The sequence below is a fragment of the Embleya sp. L77 genome, from assembly GCF_055557415.1.
In genome coordinates this window covers 2,599,366-2,620,476 of the sequence record NZ_CM145710.1, presented here as the reverse complement: position 1 = coordinate 2,620,476, position 21,111 = coordinate 2,599,366, and the positions used below count along the sequence as shown (strand labels likewise).

Below are 21,111 nucleotides of genomic sequence, written 5' to 3'. Positions count from 1 at the left end.
GGGAGCGGGTCGAGGTCCCGGGGTGCGGTCCGAAGGGGAATGTGATCACGTTCGTCCCATACCCACCGCACGCCCGGAAGGCGATCGCCTCGACACCGAGGTGGTCACCGTCCGGAATGCTCCGGAGCAGCGCGACGCGGGTGGCCGTCATGCGCAGGCCGGTACCGCGCGGCTTCTCGACGGTGGTGCCGTCACGTCTGCGTCTCCTGCCGTAGTGGAGTCTTCTGCTGCCCCTTGGCTACCGCCGGAACCGATCCTACGATGGACAGAGTCCAAGTCAAGATGCTCGCCAATCCCGTACCCAACCGGAATCCGGACGTCCACCGGTAAACTTCGGTATCCCACCGAGCCTGAATAGGTGAACCGACATGAGCGACCTGCTGGAGCGGCTGCGAGAGCGCGGTTGGCGGATGACCTCCCAGCGGCGTGTCGTTGCGGAGGTCCTCGACGGCGACCACGTACATCTGACGGCCGACGAGGTACACGCCCGCGCGGCGCAGCGGTTGCCCGAGATCTCCCGGGCAACCGTCTACAACGCGTTGGGCGAGCTGGTCTCGCTCGGCGAGGTCAAGGAGGTCTCCACCGACGGCCGCGCCAAGCGCTACGACCCCAACGCCCACCACCCGCACCAGCACCTGGTGTGCTCCGCCTGCGGCACCGTGCGCGACGTGCACCCGACCGGCAACCCGCTGGCCGACCTCCCGTCGGACCAGCGGTTCGGCTTCACCGTCTCCGAGGCCGAGGTCACCTACCGCGGTCTGTGCCCGTCCTGCGCCCAGACCTGTTCGTAAGTCCTGTTCGCCGGTCCTGTTCGCAGGTCCTGTTCGACGAGCACGAAGCGGCGCGGCTGCCGGTCGGGCGTTGCGCCGATGCCCGTTGTTCAGGCGCCGACGTAGGCCGCGAGGTACTCGCCGGTGAGCGTGGAGCGGTCGGCGACGAGGTCGGCGGGCGTGCCCTCGAAGACGACCAGGCCGCCGTCGTGGCCGGCGCCGGGGCCGAGGTCGATGATCCAGTCGGCGTGTGCCATCACCGCCTGGTGGTGCTCGATGACGATGACCGACTTGCCGGCGTCGACGAGCCGGTCGAGCAGGCCGAGCAACTGCTCGACGTCGGCGAGGTGCAGTCCGGTGGTCGGCTCGTCGAGGACGTAGATGCCGCCCTTCTCGGCCATGTGCGTGGCCAGCTTGAGCCGCTGCCGCTCGCCGCCGGACAGCGTGGTGAGCGGCCGGCCCAGGCTGAGGTAGCCGAGCCCGACGTCGGCGAGCCGGACCAGGACGGCGTGCGCGGCCGGCGTGTGCGCCGCACCGGAGCCGAAGAATTCCAGGGCCTCGGTCACCGACATGGCGAGCACCTCGCTGATGTCGCGACCGCCGAGGCGATACTCCAGCACCGACGCCTCGAACCGCTTCCCCTCGCACTCCTCGCACACGCTCGCGACGCCGGCCATCATCGCCAGGTCGGTGAAGACGACGCCGACGCCGTTGCAGGTGGGGCAGGCACCCTCGGAGTTGGCGCTGAACAGTGCCGGCTTCACTCCGTTGGCCTTCGCGAACGCCTTGCGGATCGGGTCGAGCAGGCCGGTGTACGTCGCCGGATTGCTCCGTCGCGATCCGCGGATCGCACTCTGGTCGACCGACACCACACCCGCGCCCGCGGCGGCCTCCGAATCCTTGACCAGCGACCCGTTCACGAGCGAGCTCTTGCCGGAGCCGGCGACCCCGGTGACGACGACCAGCACCCCGAGCGGGACGTCCACGTCCACGTTGCGCAGATTGTGCGTGCTCGCGCCGCGGATCTCCAGCGCCCCGGTGGGCGTGCGTACCTTCTCCTTCAGCACGGCCCGGTCGTCGAAATGGCGGCCGGTGACGGTGCCACCCGTCCGCAGTCCCGCCACGGTGCCCTCGAAGCAGATGGTGCCGCCTCCCGCGCCGGCGCCCGGGCCGAGGTCGATCACGTGGTCGGCGATCGCGATCGTCTCCGGCTTGTGCTCCACCACGAGCACCGTGTTGCCCTTGTCCCGCAGCCGCAGCAGCAGGCCGTTCATGCGCTGGATGTCGTGCGGGTGCATCCCGATGGTGGGCTCGTCGAAGACGTACGTGGTGTCGGTCAGCGAGGAGCCGAGGTGCCGGATCATCTTGACGCGCTGCGCCTCGCCACCGGACAGGGTGCCCGCGGGCCGGTCGAGCGAGAGGTAGCCCAGCCCGATCTCCACGAACGAGTCGAGGGTGTGTCGCAGCGAGTCGAGCAGCGGCGCCACCGACGGCTCGTCCAGCTCGCGGATCCAGGCGACCAGGTCGGTGATCTGCATCGCGCACGCGTCGGCGATGCTGATCCGCTTGATCTTCGAGGACCGGGCCCCCTCGCTCAGCCGGGTACCGGCGCACTCGGGGCACGTGGTGAACGTCATCGCCCGCTCCACGAACGCGCGGATGTGCGGCTGTAGTGCGTCGATGTCCTTGGCCAGCATCGACTTGCGGATCCTGGGGATCAGCCCCTCGTAGGTCAGGTTGACGCCCTCGACCTTGATCTTGGTCGGCTCCTTGTACAGGAGGTCGTTCAGTTCCCGCTTGGTGAACCTGCGGATCGGCTTGTCCGGGTCGAAGAAGCCGCAGCCGCCGAAGATCCGGCCGTACCAGCCGTCCATGCTGTAGCCGGGGACCGTGATCGCGCCCTCGTTGAGCGACTTGGAGTCGTCGTAGAGCTGGGTGAGGTCGATGTCGGAGACCGTGCCGCGGCCCTCGCAGCGCGAACACATGCCGCCGGTGCGGTTGAAGGTGGCCTTCACCGCCTTCTTGGCACCGCGCTCGACGGTGATCGCGCCGCTCGCGCGGACCGAGGGCACGTTGAAGGCGTACGCGCTGGGCGGGCCGATGTGCGGCTTGCCGAGTCGGCTGAACAGGATGCGCAACAGCGCGTTCGCGTCGGTGGCGGTGCCCACCGTGGAGCGCGGGTCGGCGCCCATGCGCTGCTGATCGACCAGGATCGCGGTGGTCAGCCCTTCGAGGACGTCGACCTCCGGCCGCGCGAGCGTCGGCATGAAGCCCTGCACGAAGGCGCTGTACGTCTCGTTGATCAGCCGCTGCGACTCCGCGGCGATCGTGCCGAACACCAGGGAACTCTTGCCCGAGCCGGAGACGCCGGTGAACACCGTCAGCCGACGCTTGGGGATCTCGACGCTGACGTCCTTGAGATTGTTCACCCGCGCGCCGTGCACCCGGATCAGGTCGTGGCTGTCGGCAACGTGCGGCGCAGGCGACTGCGAGTCCGTTCTCTTGGCCATGCTCGTCGTGTCTCCATCTCTCGGGCGGGACCGCTTTCGCGGCCTCCGCCGGCGTCGCCTGGCTCGATCCGATCGGGTTCGAACCGTACATCCGGTGCTCGTGCGCCTCGGCCGGGCGGAGCAGCCCGGGGAGGGCGCCGCCGTCGGCCGCGGTGTCGGCCGGCCGGCAGGGCGCCGTCCGTGATCATCACGCTAGCCGCGGCCCGGTCGGTCGCGCTTCTCGATTCCTGATCGATCCGGTCCGCCCGCGATCATGCCGGTGGGCTTCGGCGTCCTGCCCGGTCCGCGTGGCCGCGGTAGTCGCCGGACAGGACCGGCGGCAGCGCGGGCTCGGCTTCGGCGAGCGTTGCGGCGTGGATCGTCCCCCGCCCCGGTGCAGCGCCGCATCTTCGGCCCGAGTCGGCTGAGGCGGGATCATGGGCACATGCATCCCGTTTCCGTTCCGGTTCCCGACGCCGCCGCCTTTCTCGCCGGAAGCTGGTCCACCGACCGCACCGTGGTCGACGAGCGCTCCGGCGCGCGGGGCACGTTCGTCGGTACCGCGGTCTTCCGTCGGGTCGACGACGAGCTGGTCGAAGCGGAGTCCGGTGAGTTCGTCTGGGGCGGGGTCGCCAACCCGGCGAGCCGCACCCATCGGCTGGTCCCGCGGGTCGACGGCACCGCGGACGTGCTCTTCGCCGACGGCAGACCCTTCCACCACCTCGACCTGCGCACCGGCCGCTGGATCACCCGACACTCTTGCGCGGCCGACCGCTACGACGGCGAGTTCACCGTCGTGTCGCCGGACGAGTGGCACCTGCGGTGGTGGGTGGAGGGTCCGGCGAAGACACAGTCGCTCACGTCCGTCTACCGACGCATTCGCCCCGCATCCTGAGCGACTCACGCGGCTCACGAGGTAGTCGGCCACGCCGTGTCCGGATCTGCGCGGGCACGATGTGCATGCCCGGGTGCCCACGACGCCGGGTGCGCCGAGGACGATTTCCCGCACGGGTCGGACGGAGCCGGTTCCTCGCACGGGTCGGCCGCGGGCCCATCGCCGCGCGGGTGCGGGTCAGCCGAGGCCGGTTCCCCGCTCCGGTTCCGCGCCGGTGTCGGGCTCCTGCGGGGTGAATCCGGAGGCCGCCCGGACGATGCGTCTGGTCATCGGGTCCGACCAGGCTTTGGGGGACAACACCTCGATCCAGATCGCGCGGGCGGTCTTGCGGCCGACGTTCTCCCAGGAGATCAGCGTCCGGGACGGGAAGGAGACCGAGTCGCCTTCGGCGACGTCTATCGGCTCCGCGACCTGCGCGTGATCGCTCGACCCGCCGCCGACCCGAAAGCGCAGCGTCCCGGACATCAGGAAGGCGAAGGTCTCCCCCGGGCGCGAGTAGGGGCCGCCGCTGGAGCCGTGCGGCGGGATGGACAGCAGCGCCGGTTCCAGATCGTGGCCGGGCAGGAGGAGTTCCTCCCATTGCACGCCGCCTTCGAGGACCACGGTCGCGCGCTCGTCGGCGCGGACCACGCTCGCGTCGGTCCGGGTGAACGACGCCAGGCTGCTCATCGGGACGCCGAGCGCGTCGGTGATGCGGGCGATCAGCTGGGTCGAGGCGCGCTCGACGCTGCGTTCGATCGATGACAGGTGCGACACGGAGGTGTCCGTCATCGCGGCGAGTTCCTTGAGGGACAGGCCACTTGCCAGGCGGGCGCGGCGCAGCCGACCGCCGTCCGCGGGCTCGTCCGGTACCGGGACGTCGTGGGGACCGCTCAGCGAAGTGCGAATGGCTGCGGGGTTCCAGCCGTGCCGCTGCCGCAGGTCGGCGATCCGGCGGGCCCGGCTCACGTGTTCGGGGCCGTAGCGGCGCTGTCCGCCGGGTGTGCGGTCCGGCACGAGCAGGTCTTGTTTCTCCCATGCCCGGAGCGTCTGAGGGCTGACCCCGACCTCGGCGGCGACATCGCCGATGCTTCGCCAATTCATGCTCGGGAGTCTAGGCCGGACGTCGTCCCGACTCTCGACAAACTTACATCGTTACTGTAACTATGGCGCCCCAAGCGGAGAGGGGAAGCCCAATGTCGTCCGTGGATCGAATCGTCTTCGGCGCCGGCTCGGGGTCGGCGTTGGCCAGGCGAGGCACAGTTCCCGGGCCCCCGACGGTGCTCTTCGTACACCCGGCCAACCTGCGGGCCCGCTGCTGGCGGGCGGTCCTGGCGGCGGTGCCAAAGGCGTGGACGTGTCTGGCGATCGACCTGTCCGGACACGGGTCGTCGGCGCGCCGCGACGTGTACGACCTCGCCGGGTGGGTGCGCGAGTGCGTCGAACTGCTGGACGCCTGCGAGGTCGCGGGCGTGCACGTGGTCGGCGCCTCCGTCGGCGCGGCCGTGGCGGTGGAACTGGCCGCCGCCCACCCGGACCGCGTCGAGAGCGTCACCACGGTCGGCGGCGCCTTCCGCCCTGCCGATCCGGCCGCCTCGCGGGAGTTCCTCGCGGCCATCGCCGCCAGGGGTGCGCGCAACGCCGTACTGGACATCCTGGCGAGCGAACCCGGCCTGGACGAGGTTCTCGTGGCCGACGTCGCCGCCGACATCGGTGTCGAGTCCGACGCTCAGGCCGCGCGCATCTGGACGGCGGCCGCCGCGGCCGCCGGACTGGACGCCGCGCCCCGGTTGCGGTGCCCGACGCTCGCCATCGTCGGGGACCGGGACCTGGGTTGTCCCGTCGAGGACTCCCGGGCCTTCGCCGAACTCACCGGCGGCCGGCTCGCGGTCCTCGTCGAACACGGACACCTGCCGATGTACACCGCCCCCACCCGGGTCGCGGCCCACCTCGCATCCCTCGTCGCCGGCACACGCGAGCACCACGGCCACGACCGGGAGCCCGCCGGCGGAAGTCCCACCGGCGGAAGCCTCGGCACCGGAAATTCCAACACCAAAAGCCTCGGCACCCAAAGCCTCAGCACCGAAACAGGAAGCCGATCATGACCGAAACCCCGTTCGCGGAGCGAACCGCACCGAAGGCGGACATCGCCGAGATCCTCAGGCTCCACAAGCAGTGGTGGGAGTCGAACATCGGCTGGGACATCGACCGCATGGTCGAGGTGTTCCCGTCCCCGGGCCACGAGTATCTGATGTTCAACTTCAACGGCCATCCGTACTTCGGCATGACCGAGAAGGTCGCGTTGTGGAAGTGGTACCGCGAGATCATCGCCCAGACGGGCGGCCTGCGGACCGAGATCATGCGCCTGGAGGTGCGCGGCGACACCGCCTGGCTGGCCTGCGAGTTCACCATCGAGGCGGAGATGCTCGACGGCGGCGAGTGGACCGCGGACTCGGTCGACGCGACCATCGGGCGGGCCACCGAGATCTACCACCGCGACGACGGCACCGGCGCACCCCGGTGGCGCATGTGGCACACCCACATCACCGCACTGCCCGACCCGGACGAGACACGGCCCGGATTCGCCGACTCCACCAACAGCCGCGGCCTGGGCCGGGTGCCGTGGAACCCGCTCCCGAAGGGCGTCTGACCATGACCGTCGCCGTACATTCCCCGCGCATCTCCCTGGTCCTCGGCAGCTCGCAACCCCCGGCCGAGATCGTCGCGTCGGCCAGGGCCGCCGACCGCGGCGGCTTCGACGAACTGTGGGTCGGCGAGGACTACTTCTACACCGGCGCCATCGCCTCGGCCGGCGCCGTGTTGGCCGCCACGCAACTCCCGGTCGGCATCGGCATCGTGCCCACCACCTCGCGCCATCCCGCGCTCCTGGCGATGGAGTTGGCCACCCTGGCCGGCCTGTACCCGGGCCGGCTCAGGGCCGGGGTGGGTGCGGGAGTCCCCGACTGGCTCGACCGGATGGCGATTCGCTCGAAGACCCCACTGTCCTCGGTCCGGGACGTCATCGCCGGGCTGCGCACCCTGCTCGCGGGCGACACCCTCACCGTCGAGGCGTCCTCGTATCAGGCTCGTGAGGTGCAACTGGCCCACCCGCCCGCGATCGTGCCGCCGATCCTGGCGGGCGTGGGCGGTCCCAAGGCGCTCGCCATGTCGGGCGCGTCCGCGGACGGGACCGTGCTCTCCGTGCTCGCCGGGACGCGCTACGTCGAGTGGGCGGCCCGCACCGTCGCGGCCGGCGGCGCCGGTCCCGAACACGACCTGGTGGCATACGTCTTCTGCTCGATGCACGACGACGCCGCGGTCGCCCGCGAGCAGTTGCGCGAGTTGTTCGGGCTCTACCTGCTGGCCGGACCGCGCAACCCGATGACCGAGGCCCACGGCATCGCCGACGAGGTCGAGGCACTGGCCGCGCTGGACTTCGAGGACGCGGTACGCGCCATTCCGGACGCGTGGATCGACGACTTGGCGGTGGTCGGGACACCCGCGGACTGCGCGAAGCGGATCGGCGCGCTGGCCGACGCCGGGGCGGACTGCGTCGCGCTGTGCCTGCTCCCCGACGAGGACGGCGCGGCGCAGGTCGACCGGCTCTCGCGCGACCTGCTCCCACTGGTCCGGGCACGGTCCGGCAGGTGACCCGTCCGGCGGCCGGGCCGGCCCTCGACCGGGCGCCGGTTCGGCCGCCGGGCCGGCGACGCCGTCCCCGTACGCACCGAAGCGTCGGGGCCGCCGGGACGCCGGGACACACATCGGCACGGCACACATCAGCGGTCCGAGATCGGAGATCGGGATGACGTATTCGATAGTGGGTTTCCATCCGCACGACGGCTCCCTCGGGTTCGCCGCGCAGTCGCACTTCTTCGCCGTGGGCTCGGTGGTCGGCGATGCCGAGGCCGGCGTCGGCGTGGTGGTCAGCCAGGCCTTCGCCAACACCGACTGGCCGCACGAGGGGTTGTCGCTGCTGCGGGCCGGCGCAACCCCCGACGACGTGCTCGAGGCGCTGGTCGCGGGCGACCCGCTCGCCGACTACCGCCAGGCGATCGTCATGGACGCCACCGGCGCGTACGCCTGCTTCACCGGCGGCAGTTGCGCACCGCACACCGGCGTCGCACGGGGCGAAGGCGTGGCCGCGGTGGGAAACATGTTGGCCTCGGACGAGGTGTGCCGGGCCATGGTCGCCGCACACGGCGAACCCGGCGAACCCGGCGAACCCGGCGACCCGGAATCGGCGTCGGGGCACGCGGATCGGCTGGTGCGCGCGCTCCTGGCGGGTGAGCGGACCGGCGGTGACGCCCGAGGGTCGCAGTCGGCGGTGGTCAAGGTGGTCGACGGCGTTCGCGGCGAGCGGCCGTGGCGGCATGTGCTCGCCGACATCCGGATCGACGACCACGCCGACCCGGTGCGCGAGTTGCGTCGCCTGCTGCCCGTCCACGAAGGCTTCCGCACGATCGGAGCCGCGTTGTTCGCCCCTCCCCTGGTCATCGGCGACCCGGCGGGCATCGCCGCGGCCGACGCCCGGGAGATGGTCGAGGCGCTCGCGGCGGCCGCGGCCGGCCTGGGCGGCAATCCCGAGGCGGACCTGTGGCGGGCGGTGATTCTGCTGCGCTGCGGCGAGTTCGACGCGGGCGGCACACTCCTGACCGAACTCACGTCCGACCGGCCGCAATTGCGGGAATTCGCCCGCGGCCTGGAACGGGTCGGGATCCTCCCGAGGGCCGAGGTGCGACCGTGAGGCCGACCCGGGCAGCCGACCCGAACCGGCCGTCGGTCGAGACCTTCGTCCGGGCCGACCGGGTACGCGCGACGGCGGCCGAACTGGTGCGCATCGACACCCGGAATCCGCCCGGCCGGGAGTCCGCGGCCGTACCGGCGCTGTCGAACCTGCTGAATGCGCTCGGCTGCGACACCGACGTGTTCACCTCGCGCTCCGGGCGGCCCTCGGTGATCGCCAGGTACGGCGCGCCGCGCCGGGCCGGCCGACGCTGCTGATCAACGGCCACGTGGACGTCGTACCGGTCGTCGAGTCGGACTGGACGGTGCCCCCGTTCGAGGGTCTCGTGCGCGACGGCCGCCTGATCGGGCGCGGCGCGGCGGACATGAAGGGCGGCATCGCCGCGGCGATCGAGGGACTGCGCGCCTGCGTCGACTCCGGGGTCGAACTCGGCGCCGACATCGTGTTCCACCTCGTCGCCGACGAGGAGACCGGCGGCGACCACGGCACGGCCGAACTGGTGGCCGCCGGTCTGGTCCGGGCCGACGCGTGCATCGTCCCCGAGCCCACCGAGTTGCGCGTCGCGGTGGCCGAACGCGGCTCGTGGCAGGCTCGGATCGAGGTGTTCGGCACCGCCGGGCACGGCGGCGACCCGGGGCGGGGACGGTCCGCGGTCGCCGACGCGGCGCGGATCACCACCGCGCTGCATCTGGCCCGGTTCCATGCCCGCCCGCACCCGCTGCTGGGCAGCCCGACGTGCAACGTGGCGATGGTGCGCGGCGGTGTCGCGGCCAATGTGATCGCGCCGAGCTGCGAGTTGACCATAGACCGGCGCACGCTGCCCGGGGAGAGCGCCGAGGACGTGCACGCCTCGATCCTCGCGATGATCGACGCGTCCTGCCCGGACGTCGACTACCGAGTGGTCCCCACCTTCTTCTGCGAGGCGTCCGAGCTGCCGCTCCCGCACCCCTTCGCGGACTTCGTCGACGCCTGCCGGGCCGGCGCCGGGCCGGACCAGGTCGGGCCCGGCGCCGGCCCGGACCAGGGCTTCGTCGGCCTGTACCTCGGCTCCGACGCCCGCTTCCTGCGCAACGACCTGCACATTCCCACCGTCGTCCACGGCCCGGGTTCGATCCGTCAGGCGCACGGCGCCGACGAGTGGGTGGCCCTCGACGACCTCACCGCGGCCGCGCGCACCCTCGCCCGCGCCATGGCGGGGTTCGCCGACTTCGCGGCGCACGGCGCCGCCGCCGACCGGAACCAGAGCAGACAAACAACCGGAAAAATGTAGATTCCGCCCCACATGAAGGAGGGCACATGGCTGACCACTCAGGTGCGGTGACAGGCCGGCAGGCGGCGGGAACCGAGCACGCCCGCGGTCCGGTGTTGGAAACCCGCTCCATCGACTACGTCCCACAGTCCGAGCGGCACGGCCGCGCCTGGCATCAGGCGCCGTTCTGGTTCACCGGGCAGTTCGTGCCGACCACGATGGTCGTCGGCTTCGCGGGCCCGGTCATGGGCCTGTCGATCGGCTGGTCGATCGCGGCCACTGTGCTCGGCATCCTGTTCGGCACCTGCTTCATGGCCTTCCACGCGAACCAGGGGCCCACCATGGGCCTGCCCCAGATGATCCAGTCCCGCGCCCAGTTCGGCACCCGCGGCGCACTCGTGCCGATGCTCGCCGTCATCTGCGTGTACATCGGCTTCAGCGCGTTCGGCGTGCTCCTGGCCTCCCAGGTCCTGGAATCGGTCCTGCCCGGCTCCTCGACGCTGTGGGCGGTCGTCATCGTGCTGCTCGCGGCCACCGTGGCGATCGTCGGCTACGACCTGCTGCACACCGTGCTGCGCCTGCTGCCGTACCTGGTGGTACCGGTGTTCGCGATCCTGACCGTGCTGGCGCTGATGCACCTGGAGCCGCACCCGGTCGCCCCCTCCTCGGCCTTCACCCCCGCGGCGGCACTCGCCCAGTTCGTCGCGGCGGCCGGCTACCAACTCGGGTACGCCGTGTACGTCTCGGACTACTCCAGGTACCTGCCCGCGGACACCTCCGAACGCGGCGTCATCGGCTGGACCTACGCCGGGGCCGCGCTGTCGGCGATCTGGCTCATGGTGCTCGGCAACTTCATCGCCGGTTCGGTGCCGGTACCCGATGCGCTGGTCAACCTCCAGGACATCGGCGACACCCTGTTCACCGGCTTCGGCAAGACCGCCGTGGTCGCCGTCCTGGTCCCCAGCGCGATCGCGGTCATGGGTGTCAACCTCTACGGCGCGATGCTCTCGGGACTGAGCATCGTCCAGGCCTTCCGCCCGATCGCGCTGACCGTACGCACCCGCATCGCCGGCATCCTGGCCGGCGCGGCGCTCGCGCTCGCCGTGGCCGAGGGCCTGCCGTCGAAATACCTCGGCAGCTTCAACGACTTCATCACCCTGATCCTCTACGTCCTGGCGCCGTGGACCGCGGTGAACCTGATCGACTACTACTTCGTCCGCCGAGGCCACTACGCCATCACCGAGATCTTCAGCCCGAACAGCATCTACGGGCGCTGGGGTTGGCGCGGTCTGCTCTCCTACGCGCTGGGCGTCGCGGCCCTGGTGCCGTTCATGGTCACCGGCTTCTACACGGGACCCATGGTCGACACACTCGACGGCGCCGACATCGCCTTCGTCGTCGGACTCGTGGTCTCGGGGGCGGCCTACTGGCTCGGCACCCGGGGATTCGACCTCGACGCCGAGCAACAGGCCATCGAGCGCAGCAAGTTGCACCTCGACGGTATCAACGCCGTCGTCCGCTCCAGACCCCGCGCCACCGGATGACACGTGCCGGGTCGACGCCCGCCGCGAACGCGAAGTCGTCGACCCGGCACACCTGTCGCGGGGCGTCGGGTCAGCCCTGGGCGGGGAGTTCGTAGACGTGGTCCGGGGTGACGATGGAGGTGACCGCACGGGCGACCAGGGTGCTCGGCTCGTAACCGTCGTGCACGATGTCGGTGTTGAGCAGGATCACCATGGTGGCGTCCTGCTCCGGCAGGTACATCGTCACGCTCTCGTAGCCCGGCAACGAGCCGTTGTGCCCGACCCAACCGTGGGTCCGGAACAGGCCCAGGCCGTACCCGGCGCCGTCGAAGCCGGGCACCGTGACGAACTTCTCCCGCTCCGCCTGGGTGGCCGGAGAGAGCAGGGTGCCGGTGGCGACCACCTTGGCCCACCGGCGCAGGTCCTCCAGGTCGGAGATCATCGCGCCGGCCGCCCAGCCCCAACTCGGGTTCCAGTCGGTCGCGTCGGCGACCGCGCCGGTCGGTGTCTGGTTCGTGTAGCCGTGCGCGTGCGGCTCCGGGAACTCGGCGCCCCGGGGGAACAGGGTGTGGTGCAGGCGGGCCGGCCCGGTGACGCGCTTGTGGATGAAGTCGGCGAGGGGCATCCGACCGAGCTTCTCCACGACGAGACCGAGTAGGACGATGTTGGTGTTGGAGTACTGGAACTGCGCCCCCGGAGCGAAGACGTTCGGGTGCCGGAAGGCGTACGTCAGCAGTTCCTGCGGAGTGAACGAGCGGGTCGGATCGGCCAGCAGGGTGTTCACGAAGTCCGGGTCGAAGGTGTACGAGAACAGGCCACTGCGCATCTCCGCCAGTTGCCGGATGGTGATGTGCTCGCCGTCGGGAACGCCGTCGAGGTAGGCGGAGATCGGATCGTCCAGCCCGATCAGGCCGTCGTCGACCAGTTCCAGCAGGGCGGTGACGGTGAAGGTCTTGGTCTCGCTGCCGATCCGCATGTTGAGATCGGGCGTCATCGCAGCGCCGGTCGCGGTGTCGGCCACCCCGGTCGAGCGCACGTAGCGGCCCCGGCCGGGCAGCCACAGGCCCACGGTCACACCGGGGATGCCGGCTTCCCGGCGGGTGCGCTCGATCGCCTCGTCGAGGCGGGCCACGAGCGCGGGGTCCAGGCCCTGCGGCGGACAGTCGTCGTGTGGATCGGCGGTGGCGAAGGCCACCGTGGCCGGGGTGGCCGTCGCCGAGGGCGCGGTCAGGGTGAGCGGGACCAGCGCGGAGAGGGCGAACAGGGCTGTGGCGAGGCGACAGGCGGGGGCACGGCGCATGACGGGACGTCTCTTCCGGGGGGTCGAGGGGACCTTGCCCGACCAAGATCACCCTTGGCGCCGGACCGGCCCCCGCGCCGCACGAACGCCGCGCGGCGAGTCCACCCGAACGGCCCCGACCCCCGCCACGACCCGCAACCGTCCACGGCCCGAGCCGGCCCGGTCGTCGGTGGTGCGGGAGTTCGGGGCAGCAGGCGCGGTCGGATCGTGGGCTCACCCCCGGCCCGCCCCGATCCGCTGCGCGAAGCGCCCGCGTGGCGGACGGGCTCGGGCCGTGTCCGGCGGAACTTGGTGGGGCCGCCGGACAGGGCCCGGTGTCGATCCGCTCGGAGCAGATCCGCTGTGGGCAGATCGGCTTGGCGTCGCCGTGGGCGTCGGCCCAGGGTGGAGGCATGAGCGATGACACGAAAGCCCGGCTTTTCCCCGAGCACACGCGGCGCGAACTGTACGCGCAGCGCGTGCTGCTCCTCGACGGCCCGTTGGACGACGACAACGGCACCTTGCTCACCACCCAGTTGCTCACCCTGGCTGCGGAAGACCCCACTGCGGACATCGCGTTGTGGATTCACTCGCCCGGCGGTTCGGTGCCGGCGATGCTCGCGATCCGCGATGTCATGCGGGTCGTCCCGTGCGACGTGTCCACCCTGGTCTTCGGTATCGCCTACAGCGCGGGCCAGTTCCTGCTCTCGTCGGGAGAACCGGGCAAGCGCCGGGCGCTGCCGCACGCGCGGGTGCTCATGCACCAGGGCTCGGCCGGCATCGCCGGGACGGCCGTGGACATCGAGTTGCAGGCCAACGACCTGCGTCACACCCGCGACACGGTGCTCGGCCTGATCGCGGAGGACACCGGCCAGCCGATCGAGCGGGTCTTCGAGGACTCGCTGCACGACCGCTGGTACACCGCGCAGGAGGCCCTCGACTACGGCTTCATCGACGCGATCGTCCAGAGGTTCGACGAGATCGCCCCGCGCGGTGCTCGCCGAGTCGCCAAGAACGCCGGATTCCAGGGAGCCTCGGCATGAGTACGTACACCATTCCGAACGTCATCACCCGCGACTCCCGCGGCGAACGCATCATGGACGTGTATTCGCACCTGCTCGCGGAGCGCGTCGTCTACCTGGGGACCGCCATCGACGCGGGCGTCGCCAACGCGCTCGTGGCGCAGTTGTTGTTCCTGGAGGCGGACAACCACGAACAGGACATCCAGTTCTACATCAACTGCGAGGGCGGCGACCCCAGCGCGATGCTGGCGGTGTACGACACGATGCGCTACGTGCGGTCGGAGATCGCCACCACGTGCGTGGGCCAGGCCGTCGCGGTGGGTGCCGTACTGCTCGCCGCGGGCGCGCCCGGCAAGCGCGCCGCGCTGCCCCATGCGCGGGTGGTGCTGCACCAGCCCGCCGCGCAGGGACGCGGCGCGATCCCGGACCTGATCCTCCAGGCGGACGAAGTGGTGCGCGTCCGCGCGGACATCGAACACATCCTCTCCCGGCACACCGGCCAAAGCACGGCCACCCTGCGCGCGGACACCGACCACGACCGGGTCTTCACCGCGACGGCGGCAAAGGAGTACGGACTCGTCGACGTCGTACTCGAAGAGCGATGACCCACCCCGCCCGGCGCGCCACCGCTGCTCCCGATCCTGCCGCTACCGCGGTGCCGTCACACCGCCAGGGCGAAGGCGGCGCGGCAGACCGCGTTCGAACGGCCCGCCGGGCGGGTGCTCCTCAGGTTTTCGCTGACCGCGAGGGTCAGGTCGACCAGGCCCACGCCCAGTGCGCCGGCCATCGCCGCGATCATCTCGCTCGACGGCTCCTTGATACCGCGCTCCACCTCGGAGAGGTACTGCGGCGAAACGCCGGCGCGACCCGCCGTCTCGACGAGCGTCTCGCCGCGTTCGTGGCGCAGCGACCGCAGGTGCTCGCCGAGCACATCCCGCCACAGCGGCTCGCGGCTCGGCGTGGTCGATCGGCGGGACACCGGCACGGGCACGGGCGCGGGTGTGCGCTCGGGCCTCGGCGCGGGCGCCGGGGCGGCCTGCCTGGTGTCGTCGGTACGGTGCGAAAGCGGTGGGGCGGTCTCGGCCATGCCTCATCGTAGGCCGGACCCCGCGAGCTTTCCCCGTTGTCCGCCCCCAGCGAAATCCGACAAGGCATCGAGCCGGGGACACGGCCATGGCGACTCGTGACCCCGAACGCGACCCCGAGCCTGCCGGATTCAGGAATCGACTCTTCCTGATCGATGCCTACCGTCATCACATCCAAGCAGGCCAATCCGGTGGGAGTAGTCATGATCCTGGTCGTCGGCGCAACGGCACATTTCGGACGCGAGACCGTCGAGGCACTGGCGGCCGCGGGTGCACCGGTACGGGCGCTGTCGCGCACCCCCGACAGGGCGGCTCTGCCCGCGGGCGTCGACGTCGTGCGCGGCGATCTCACGGACGCCGCGTCGCTTCGACCGGCCCTGCGGGGGGTCCGGACCCTGTTCCTCGTCATCCCCTACGGCTTGGCACCGAACGGGCTGCTCGCCGAGGCCGCCGACGCGGGCGTGCGGCACATCGTGTTCCTGTCCTCCGGGGCGGTGGTCGACGGTGCGGACGTGCAGCCGGACGTGATCGCGACCCATCACGCGGGTGTCGAGCGCGCGATCGCGGAGAGCGGCATCCCGTGGACGTTCCTGCGGTTGCTGTTTCCCGCCGTCAACGCGTTGTCGTTCGCGATGCAACTGAAGGGCTCCGACGTGGTGCGCGGCGCGTACGCCGAAGCCGCCGCGTCCGTCGTGCACGAGCGCGACGTTGCCGAGGTGGCGGCCGCGGTGCTGACGGGCGACGGGCACGCCGGGCGCACGTACGATCTGACCGGGCCGGCGTCCCTCACCCAGGCCGAGCAGGTGCGGGTGTTGGGCGAGGTGCTCGGACGACCGCTCTTGTTCGAGGAGTTGCCCGACGCGGACGTCCGCGAGCAGCTGAGCCGGTTCCTGGACGGTCCGTTCGTGAACGCCCTGTTCGACCTGATGGCGGCGACCGTCGGCAAGCCCGCGCCGCTCACGGACGTCGTCGAACGCCTCACCGGCAAGCCGGCCCGCACCTTCGCCGAGTGGGCCGCCGACCACCGCGCCGACTTCGCCTGAGCACACGGGCGGCCGGGCGCGAGCGGTCGGCGCGCCCGGCCGGAACGGCCGGTGATATTCGGCACCAGGTCGGGGGTTGGGGGTTGGGCGCGCCGGCCCGGACGCCGCCGCGAGTCCGCCGTGCGATGAATCCGGGCGGATGTTGGTCTAGACCTTCGCGCGCTCATGCCGCACGCTGGATGCCATCTGCCCGGTCCGATGCCGGTGTTGGGAACCGGCGTCGGGGCGGTCCGTCCCGTCACCACGTCGGCGGAAGGATCCCCCATGCGCACGCGCACCCTGTCGCTCGCCCTCGTGACCGCCGTCGCCGCCGCGCTCGGCTGCGCCCCGTCCGCCGATGCCGCGCCCGCGTCCGCGCCCGCGTCGGTCGTGCTCGTGTCCACGTCGGCGCAACTCAAGGCGGCGTTGGCCGCGGCCGTACCGGGCGAGACCATCCGCCTCGCCGACGGCACCTACACGGGCAACTTCCAAACGGTGCAGGCCGGTCGCGCCGATGCGCGGATCACTTTGGTCGGCTCCGCGAATGCCGTGCTGCGCACCAACACCGGCGGCGGCAACGCCCTCCATCTCAACGGTGCCTCCTACTGGACCGTGCGTGGCATCACACTCACCCACGCGCAGAAGGGCATCATGATCGACGCCGCCCGCGGCGTCCTGGTGGACTCCGTCACGGTGCACGAACTCACCATGGAGGGCGTGCACTTCCGCGACTCCAGCAGCGACGGCGCGATCGTGGACTCGCGCATCTTCGACACCGGCCGGGACAACCGCGGCATGGGCGAGGGCGTGTACGTCGGCACCGCCAACACGCTGTCCGACCGCAGCGACCGGGTACGGATCCTGCGCAACGTGATCGGCCCCGGGGTGCGCGGCGAGGCGGTGGACCTGAAGGAGGGCACCACCGGCGGCCGGGTCGCGGACAACACCTTCGACGGCACGGGCCTGACCGGCAACAACTACGACGACTCGTGGGTCGACGTGAAGGGCAACGGCTACCTGATCGAGAACAACACCGGCCGGAACACCACCAACAACGGGTTCGAGGTGCATGCACAGGCTCCGGGGTGGGGCTGTGGCACGGTCTTCCACGCGAACCACGCCGACCTGACCGGTGCGACCGGCCCCGACCGGCTCGCGATCCACCCCGTCTCGTATCGCCCCGGCTGCCCGACCACGGTCACCGCCGACAACACGTTCACGGGAGGCAACGGCCTGGTCGATCCGGGCGTGCCGGTCATCCCGTGATCGCGTTGTCGATGCGACCCGGTCACGCGCTGTCGATCGTTTCGGGCCGGGGGCGCGTTCGGTACGCGGTGCGTCAGGACACGTCGCGGCGCAGGGCCCGACCGGCCAGGGCGCCGGTGGGCCGGCCGTCGCGCAGCGCGGCGGTCCCGTTCACCAGGACGTGCCGCATGCCGCGTGCGTAGCTCGCCGGGTTCGCGTAGGTCGCCGTGTCCACGAAGTCCTCGGGCGCGAAGATCGCCACGTCGGCATGTGCGCCGACCCGCAGCACGCCTCGATCGCGCAGTCGCAGCGTCGTCGCCGGCAGCGCGGTCATCCGGCGTACGGCCTCCTCCAGCGACACGATCCCCTCCTCGCGGGCGTAGCGGCCCAGCACCCGGGCGAAGGTGCCGTAGGCCCGCGGGTGCACGGGATGGTCGGCGAAGCGTTCCTCGACCGCCGGGGCGTCCGAGTCCGAGCCCACCGACACCCAGTCGCGGGCGAAGGCGAGCCGGATGTTGTCCTCGTTGCCGATGAAGTACGCCGCGTCGGCGTGCGGCTCGGCGAGCACGATGTCCAGCATCGTGGTGATCGGGTCGGCGTCGCCGCGGGCCTTGGCGATGTCCGCGATCGTGGATCCGGTGCGCACGCCGATGTCCGGGTGATTCGACAGGATCACGATGCCCTCGGCGCCGCCGCTCATCCGCCACAGGCTCTCCCAATCGCCGCCGTCGCGCACCGCGTCGACGATCCGCGCCCTGCTCCGGGGGTCGCCGAGACGCTCCCGGAGCTTTTCCGGGCCGCCGAGGTGGAAGGGCGGAGGGACCGCGGCCGACAACAACGTGCTGCCGGCCGTGTAGGGGTAGATGTCGGCGGTCACCTCGACACCCGCGGCCCGGGCGGCCTCGATCCGGTCCAGGACGGCGGGCATCTTCGCCCAGTTCTCGCGGCCGGCGGTCTTCAGGTGGTAGATCTCGGCACGCGCGCCGGAGGCTCGGGCAATGTCCAGGAGTTCGTCGACGCCCTCCAGGAGGCGGTCGCCCTCGTTGCGCAGATGCGAGATGTACAGCGCGTCGTGGCGGGCCAACACGTGGGCGTAGGCGATGAGTTCGTTGGTGTCGGCGTAGCTGCCGGGTGGGTAGATCAGCGCGGAGCCGACACCCAGCGCCCCGTCCGCCAGTTCCTGTTCGAGCAGTGCGCAGGCACGGGCGAGGTCGTCGGCGTCCAGCACGCGGTCCTCCAGCCCGGCCACCGACATCCGAAGGTTGTCCGCCCCGACGAAGCTGGCCACGTTGTGGCCGACGCCCTGGGCTTCGAGCTGCTCCAGGAACGCGCGCAGTCGCGGCCAGGACCGGCGCGTCCCCTCGGCCGACGGGCCGAGCTCGATCATCCCGTCGGTCATCGCGCCGGTTACCGGGCCGAGCGAGACACCTTCGCCGAAGATCTGGGTGGTGACCCCCTGATGGAGGTCGGACAGGCCGCGGGGATCCTGCTGGAGCGTGAAATAGGCGTGGCTCAGCACGTTGACGAAGCCGGGGCAGACCACACAGCCCCGCGCGTCGATCTCGTCCCGGCCCCGGAGATCGCCGACGTCCCCGACCGCGACCACACGTCCGGCATCGATCGCGAGATCGCCGTCGAATGCGGGCGATCCGCTCCCGTCGACGAGGGAGCCTGCGCGGACAACGAGATCGACCTGCATACGGAGCCTCTTCGAGTACGAGTGTGCCGACTTCCGGGCGCCCCTCAGTATCGCCGCCCCCACGCCACCCGATCATGGGCTCCGGCACGAGCGACACGTCGAAGATGTGTCCATCCACACGTAGACCGCAGGTGCCGAAGGCACACCCGGGCAGGCCACGCGATCGAGAACGGGAGCCGGGCAGGAATGCGATGGAGCATCCGACCGACCGCCCATGGCGTACGGACGTGTGAGCAAACCATTGCAAGAAACCGCGGAGACCGGCGCCCGCATCGTGGCCGGGCGATTTGCGCCGGGAGGGCCGGGGTGGGCGGGTGGCGTGGGGGCGGCGGGGTGATGAGCGTCGCCGGGTGGAATGTCCCAGTGTGCCGCGATGCCGGGTGGAGGGGACGGTTCGGGACTCTCGCGAGCGGGGTGGGGCGGGTGGGTCTACGGGTGCCTACGCTGGCTTGTGTGCCGGTGCCGGTGGCCGGAGGTCGTCGATTTCGGAGGCGGATGTGGTGCGTGACGGTGGGAGATTCGACGTCGTCGTGGTCGGGGGCGGGCACAACGGCCTGGTGGCGGCCGCGTATCTGGCGCAGGTGGGCCGGTCGGTCCTCGTGCTGGAACGGCTCGACGAAGTGGGCGGCGCGGCGGTGTCGTGCCGGCCGTTTCCCGGGGTCGATGTGCGGCTGTCCCGCTACTCGTACCTGGTCAGCCTGCTGCCCCGAAAGATCGTCGACGACCTGCGGCTGCCCGTCGAGCTGCGCCGGCGCCGGGTCGGCTCGTACACCCCGCTCGGCGCCGGCGGCTTCCTCGTCGACGCCGCGGACCGCGAACGCACCCGCGCCGAACTGACCCGCTTCGCCGGTTCGCGCGAGGCCGACGCGTGGGAGCGCTTCGGCGCGGCCACGGCGCGACTGGCCGGTCGGGTCTTTCCCACCCTCACCGAACCGCTGCGCTCCGCGGCCGAGTTCCGCCGACTGGTGGACGACGATCGGGTGTGGGACGCGGTGTTCGCGCAGCCCCTGTCCGCCCTGATCGAGGCGGAGTTCGCCGACGACACGGTGCGCGGCGTGGTGGCGACGGACGCGCTGATCGGCACGTTCGCCCCGATGGACGACCCCGAGCTGCGACAGAACCGCTGCTTCCTCTATCACGTCGTCGGCGGTGGAACGGGGGATTGGGACGTACCGGTGGGCGGCATGGGCGCGGTCACCGCGGCCCTTGCCGACGCGGCCCGCGCGGCGGGGGCGCAGCTGCGGACCGGGGCGGCGGTCGGCTCCGTGGATCCCGACGGCGAGGTGCGATACACGCTCGGTGACCGGGAGTTCCGGGTGACGGGTGGGCACGTGCTCGCCGCGGTCGCGCCCGACACGTTGGACCGGCTCCTGGGGAACACCCCCGACGGGCCCGCGCCGGAGGGGTCGCAGCTCAAGGTCAACATGGTCCTCGCCCGGCTGCCGCGGCTGCGCGACCCGCTCGCCGACCCGCAGCGGGCCTTCGCCGGCACCTTCCATGTCAACGAGGGCTATGCACAGCTCGCGGCCGCGTACGAGCGTGCCGCGAGCGGCGAGATGCCCGCGCTGCCGCCGGGCGAGATGTACTGCCATACGCTGACCGACCCGTCCATCCTCGGGCCGCGGGCCCGGGCCGCGGGTGTGCACACGTTGACGCTGTTCGGCCTGCACATGCCCGCGCGCCTGTTCGCCGAGGACAACGAAGGGGCCCGGACGAAGGCACTGCGCGCGATGCTCGACTCCGTGAACGGTGTGCTTGCCGAGCCGATCGAGGACTGTCTGCTGCGCGACGGCGACGGCAATCCGTGTCTGGAGGTGCACACGCCACTGGATCTGGAACACGAACTCGGCCTGCCCGCCGGGCACATCTTCCACCGGGACCTGTCCTGGCCGTACGCGCAGGACGCCGAGACCCACGGCACGTGGGGTGTGGAAACGGCCCACGAACGAATCCTGCTGTGCGGGGCCGGCGCGCGACGCGGCGGCGGCGTGAGCGGTATCCCCGGGCACAACGCGGCGATGGCGATCCTGCACGGAAGCCCGGCCCGACGGGTGCCCTGACGCCGCGGCACTCCTCGGGGCGTCCCGGGCGGACGGCGGGCCCGCCC

At 71.4% G+C, this 21,111-nt stretch carries 19 protein-coding genes; 14 read left to right on the top strand and 5 right to left on the bottom strand.

Features of this window, described 5'->3' with window-relative positions; genetic code table 11:
• Positions 1-368 precede the first annotated feature (368 nt).
• Complete coding sequence (locus ACZOOI_RS41170) at positions 369-791, top strand: Fur family transcriptional regulator (RefSeq protein ID WP_465281933.1); 423 nt, start codon at positions 369-371, stop codon at positions 789-791.
• A gap of 89 nt (positions 792-880) precedes the next feature.
• Here the strand turns inward: ACZOOI_RS41170 and ACZOOI_RS41165 are convergent, their stop codons facing one another.
• Positions 881-3,280: an ATP-binding cassette domain-containing protein gene (locus ACZOOI_RS41165; protein ID WP_465281932.1), complete on the bottom strand. Its 2,400-nt coding sequence runs from the start codon at positions 3,278-3,280 to the stop codon at positions 881-883.
• 424 nt (positions 3,281-3,704) lie between these two features.
• Here ACZOOI_RS41165 and ACZOOI_RS41160 point away from each other — a divergent pair, with 424 nt between their 5' ends.
• Positions 3,705-4,154, top strand: coding sequence for a DUF6314 family protein (locus ACZOOI_RS41160; RefSeq protein ID WP_465281931.1), 450 nt, complete (start codon positions 3,705-3,707; stop codon positions 4,152-4,154).
• Positions 4,155-4,331: 177 nt separating this feature from the next.
• Here ACZOOI_RS41160 and ACZOOI_RS41155 read toward each other — a convergent pair whose 3' ends face one another.
• Complete coding sequence (locus tag ACZOOI_RS41155) at positions 4,332-5,237, bottom strand: MerR family transcriptional regulator (RefSeq protein ID WP_465281930.1); 906 nt, start codon at positions 5,235-5,237, stop codon at positions 4,332-4,334.
• Positions 5,238-5,338: 101 nt separating this feature from the next.
• On the opposite strand from ACZOOI_RS41155, the gene ACZOOI_RS41150 reads away from it, so the two are divergent.
• The 7 genes from ACZOOI_RS41150 (at position 5,339) to ACZOOI_RS41120 (ending at position 11,673) form a co-directional block, all read left to right on the top strand.
• A complete protein-coding gene (locus ACZOOI_RS41150) occupies positions 5,339-6,238 on the top strand; it encodes an alpha/beta fold hydrolase (RefSeq protein WP_465281929.1) in 900 nt (299 codons plus the stop codon).
• Positions 6,235-6,783 (top strand): YybH family protein, encoded by a 549-nt coding sequence (locus ACZOOI_RS41145; RefSeq protein WP_465281928.1) that lies wholly within the window; start codon positions 6,235-6,237, stop codon positions 6,781-6,783. Before ACZOOI_RS41150 ends, ACZOOI_RS41145 begins: the two co-directional genes overlap by 4 nt.
• 2 nt (positions 6,784-6,785) lie before the next feature.
• Positions 6,786-7,784, top strand: a complete 999-nt coding sequence (locus ACZOOI_RS41140) for an LLM class flavin-dependent oxidoreductase (RefSeq protein WP_465281927.1) — start codon at positions 6,786-6,788, stop codon at positions 7,782-7,784.
• Between the two features lie 154 nt (positions 7,785-7,938).
• Positions 7,939-8,880, top strand: a complete 942-nt coding sequence (locus tag ACZOOI_RS41135) for a DUF1028 domain-containing protein (RefSeq protein ID WP_465281926.1) — start codon at positions 7,939-7,941, stop codon at positions 8,878-8,880.
• The gene (locus tag ACZOOI_RS41130) at positions 8,877-9,137 is read left to right on the top strand and encodes a hypothetical protein (protein WP_465281925.1); all 261 of its coding nucleotides are present in this window, start codon (positions 8,877-8,879) and stop codon (positions 9,135-9,137) included. The genes ACZOOI_RS41135 and ACZOOI_RS41130 overlap by 4 nt, the downstream gene beginning before the upstream one ends.
• Before the next feature lie 11 nt (positions 9,138-9,148).
• A complete protein-coding gene (locus ACZOOI_RS41125; protein ID WP_465281924.1) occupies positions 9,149-10,150 on the top strand; it encodes a M20 family metallopeptidase in 1,002 nt (333 codons plus the stop codon).
• A 26-nt stretch (positions 10,151-10,176) separates the two neighbouring features.
• Positions 10,177-11,673, top strand: a complete 1,497-nt coding sequence (locus ACZOOI_RS41120; protein ID WP_465281923.1) for a purine-cytosine permease family protein — start codon at positions 10,177-10,179, stop codon at positions 11,671-11,673.
• A gap of 70 nt (positions 11,674-11,743) precedes the next feature.
• On the opposite strand, the gene ACZOOI_RS41115 is transcribed toward ACZOOI_RS41120, so the two are convergent.
• Entirely contained in the window at positions 11,744-12,952 is a 1,209-nt protein-coding gene (locus tag ACZOOI_RS41115) for a serine hydrolase domain-containing protein (RefSeq protein WP_465281922.1), read from the bottom strand.
• 392 nt (positions 12,953-13,344) lie between these two features.
• On the opposite strand from ACZOOI_RS41115, the gene ACZOOI_RS41110 reads away from it, so the two are divergent.
• Both ACZOOI_RS41110 and ACZOOI_RS41105 read left to right on the top strand, forming a co-directional pair.
• On the top strand, positions 13,345-13,974 hold the full coding sequence (locus ACZOOI_RS41110; RefSeq protein WP_465281921.1) for a ClpP family protease: 630 nt from the start codon (positions 13,345-13,347) through the stop codon (positions 13,972-13,974).
• Positions 13,971-14,558: a ClpP family protease gene (locus tag ACZOOI_RS41105; protein ID WP_465281920.1), complete on the top strand. Its 588-nt coding sequence runs from the start codon at positions 13,971-13,973 to the stop codon at positions 14,556-14,558. Before ACZOOI_RS41110 ends, ACZOOI_RS41105 begins: the two co-directional genes overlap by 4 nt.
• A gap of 56 nt (positions 14,559-14,614) precedes the next feature.
• Here ACZOOI_RS41105 and ACZOOI_RS41100 read toward each other — a convergent pair whose 3' ends face one another.
• On the bottom strand, positions 14,615-15,040 hold the full coding sequence (locus ACZOOI_RS41100; protein WP_465281919.1) for a helix-turn-helix domain-containing protein: 426 nt from the start codon (positions 15,038-15,040) through the stop codon (positions 14,615-14,617).
• Between the two features lie 153 nt (positions 15,041-15,193).
• On the opposite strand from ACZOOI_RS41100, the gene ACZOOI_RS41095 reads away from it, so the two are divergent.
• Both ACZOOI_RS41095 and ACZOOI_RS41090 read left to right on the top strand, forming a co-directional pair.
• Positions 15,194-16,081 (top strand): NmrA family NAD(P)-binding protein, encoded by an 888-nt coding sequence (locus ACZOOI_RS41095; RefSeq protein WP_465281918.1) that lies wholly within the window; start codon positions 15,194-15,196, stop codon positions 16,079-16,081.
• Between the two features lie 264 nt (positions 16,082-16,345).
• Positions 16,346-17,326, top strand: a complete 981-nt coding sequence (locus ACZOOI_RS41090) for a right-handed parallel beta-helix repeat-containing protein (RefSeq protein WP_465281917.1) — start codon at positions 16,346-16,348, stop codon at positions 17,324-17,326.
• Between the two features lie 73 nt (positions 17,327-17,399).
• On the opposite strand, the gene ACZOOI_RS41085 is transcribed toward ACZOOI_RS41090, so the two are convergent.
• Positions 17,400-19,004 carry an N-acyl-D-amino-acid deacylase family protein gene (locus tag ACZOOI_RS41085; protein ID WP_465281916.1) on the bottom strand — a complete coding sequence of 535 codons (1,605 nt, stop codon included), beginning with the start codon at positions 19,002-19,004 and terminating at the stop codon, positions 17,400-17,402.
• A 500-nt stretch (positions 19,005-19,504) separates the two neighbouring features.
• Between ACZOOI_RS41085 and ACZOOI_RS41080 the strand changes: the two genes are divergently transcribed.
• Entirely contained in the window at positions 19,505-21,064 is a 1,560-nt protein-coding gene (locus ACZOOI_RS41080) for a phytoene desaturase family protein (RefSeq protein WP_465281915.1), read from the top strand.
• The last annotated feature ends 47 nt before the right edge of the window (positions 21,065-21,111 follow it).